Source organism: Streptomyces lothianensis (genome assembly GCF_047779955.1).
Classification (GTDB): Bacteria; Actinomycetota; Actinomycetes; order Streptomycetales; family Streptomycetaceae; genus Streptomyces.
In genome coordinates, this window is sequence record NZ_JBLMKT010000106.1 from 1 (window position 1) to 2,340 (window position 2,340).

Below are 2,340 nucleotides of genomic sequence, written 5' to 3' on the forward strand. Positions count from 1 at the left end.
TACCACTCTCCGAAACCGCACCGGCAGGCCTCGCCGCCGCAGGCATCGAGACACCTCGGATGAAAGCCCTCCCACAAAGGCTCACCGGCGACATGGAGCGCCTCGACCTGCCAAGACAAGCCCGCACCGAACCTGGCCGCACCGAACCTGCCCGCACGGATGTCGGCGGGGGAGAGGAAAGCACCAAGAGCTATGACGTCTTCGCTCCCCGCCAGCCACGCGCAACCAAGGACTCGCCGCCGGAGGAGCACATAAGCGCCCCTCCGGAAGCAGTGCTGCACGGACACGAGGAATCCGAACCACAGGCACCAGCACCCGGCGACAACGCCGCCCAGGATCGGCACCACCAGCTTCTCCTGGACGACGAGACCGAGGACACCCCCACCACTCCAGAACCCCCCGGGCTCGAAAACGCACAGCGCGAGCACACGGGACCACCGCCAGCGCAAGCACCCCCCTCAGCGGTCGACGACGGAGCAGACGCGACGGCCACGCAAGTCACCACCGTCGATCGGTACTTCCTGGCCTGGGAGGCCTACCAGCAGCAGATGGGTGCGGAACCGTCGGTCGAGGAGTTGGCCAAGCACCTCAAGGAGAACGGGATCCACAGCCCGAAGGGCACACCGGTATCCGCAGCCGGGCTGCGCCGCTACCCGCTCAGCTTTCGCCTGTACGCGGTCTATGCCCAGCTGCGCGACGAACTCGACGGGGAGCCGACACCGCAGCAAGTCGCCGACGGAGCTGCCCTGAGGGGCATCACAGGCCAGTACAACCGTCCCATCGATGCGCAGACACTCTCCGGCCGGGAGGACTACATGCGCGACTTTCGCCGACGCTACGCGCTCCTCACGCCGCAGCGGAGCCCGAGTGCCTGACCCTCAAGTCGGCTGCGCAGCCCGCGCACAGTGCACACCAGGTCCAACAACCGTCTGACGCACCACTGTGCAGACCCTGCGCAAGACCTCTGCGCAGGGTCTGTGCCCGCCTGCGGAGAAGGCACCACTCCACCAACGAAATGATCACTGCGCATAGTTGAGCGGGGTCCACTCAATCCTGAACAGTGACACCGCCCCCGGCACAGCCGACGAGGCGAAGGGCTGGGCAAGCCTCGACGGCTGTGCCGGCCTGCGTGTGCATGAACATAGACGTATCCCGCCGTCTGACGGGGCCCGCTCTCATCCACCAAGCTCACGAAACGGCCTTCAGCGTTTACCGCGGCGAAGTGCAGTCCACTCACTCCAAGGTCCACTTCTCCTGCTTTAGCGCCCGTTCCAGGCGACGCCGAGCCCGGTCCTTCGCACGCTCATCACGCACCTCCTGAACCGCTTCCCGCATCTTCTCCAAGGACAGGAAGCGCACCGGCTGCGGCAAGTTCTCGTCCTCATGGATCTTCTGGATCGTTGCATGCTGATCTACTTCGCGGTACTTCGGCTCGGTCGTCTCCGTGCCCGGAATGAACTCCGCCACCCTGTAGGTGTACGGGGGGTTGAACTGGTACACCCTTCGCTCAGCTTGCTGCGCACTCAAGGGGCCTCGGTTTGGGCGTAGTTGGTTTCGAAGGTGAGCAGTTGCGTCCCGCCGTCGGCGGCGCAAGCTTTGATCGCGTCGAGGAGTCCTCGGGTGACGACACGGGGTGTGGTCGTGTCCGCGTATGCGTCTGCCTCCTCCACGGTGACCCCCATGCCCTCGGGCCACCGCTTCCGGATCATCAACGGCTCCCGCTCACCCAGCACCTTGATCAAAAGACAGCGGGGCTCACTGTGATCCGAATTTTTGATCGTGTCCGTGCTGAACATTTTCCCGTCGATCTCAACCCACACATCACGCTTCGCCATGAATGCACCCACCCCGAATTCCATGAACCCGAAGTTTTCCGCACAACGTGCGGCTGGGTTATCGTCACCTCAGCTCGTGCCGATATGGAGTGTGCGGGTCAGGCCCGGCGCCCTGAGTTTGCGTTCTGGGGGAGTACGGCCGGGCCGCTCCACCCTCTCCGAACCGCCTTCCACCCGGGGCACGCTGCGCTCCTCGTCGCCGTCCCTCGTGAGGCGGGGACGGCTCAGGCCGTCTGACGGCCGCCCAGGGCCCTTCACGGGGGCGCCGGTTGAGGAGGGGATCATGGTGAGTGGGGTTGCGTACCCCAACTCGGGTGTGCAGTAGTCGTCTTACTCAGCTCAATAAGGCGCAGCGGGAAAGGCCGGAATGCGCGAAAGCGAATCGGCCAGAGAGTCACCGGAATTAACGGACTCTCAGAAAACGGGAAGCCGAAAAGCAAACCGACCACATCCCGTAGCCAGCCCCAGGAATTCGCGGAGCGAATTTCTGCAGGCCGAATTGCGG

Annotated in this window: 2 protein-coding genes and 1 pseudogene; 1 reads left to right on the forward strand and 2 read right to left on the reverse strand. The window is 64.5% G+C overall.

The window, feature by feature from the left end; genetic code table 11:
* Positions 1-875 (forward strand): annotated as a pseudogene (locus tag ACLF6P_RS29770) (hypothetical protein); the annotation flags it as partial.
* A gap of 358 nt (positions 876-1,233) precedes the next feature.
* On the opposite strand, the gene ACLF6P_RS29775 reads toward ACLF6P_RS29770, so the two are convergent.
* Both ACLF6P_RS29775 and ACLF6P_RS29780 read right to left on the reverse strand, forming a co-directional pair.
* The gene (locus ACLF6P_RS29775) at positions 1,234-1,467 is read right to left on the reverse strand and encodes a hypothetical protein (RefSeq protein ID WP_415954529.1); all 234 of its coding nucleotides are present in this window, start codon (positions 1,465-1,467) and stop codon (positions 1,234-1,236) included.
* Between the two features lie 56 nt (positions 1,468-1,523).
* The gene (locus ACLF6P_RS29780; RefSeq protein ID WP_415954530.1) at positions 1,524-1,859 is read right to left on the reverse strand and encodes a hypothetical protein; all 336 of its coding nucleotides are present in this window, start codon (positions 1,857-1,859) and stop codon (positions 1,524-1,526) included.
* Positions 1,860-2,340: the final 481 nt, after the last annotated feature.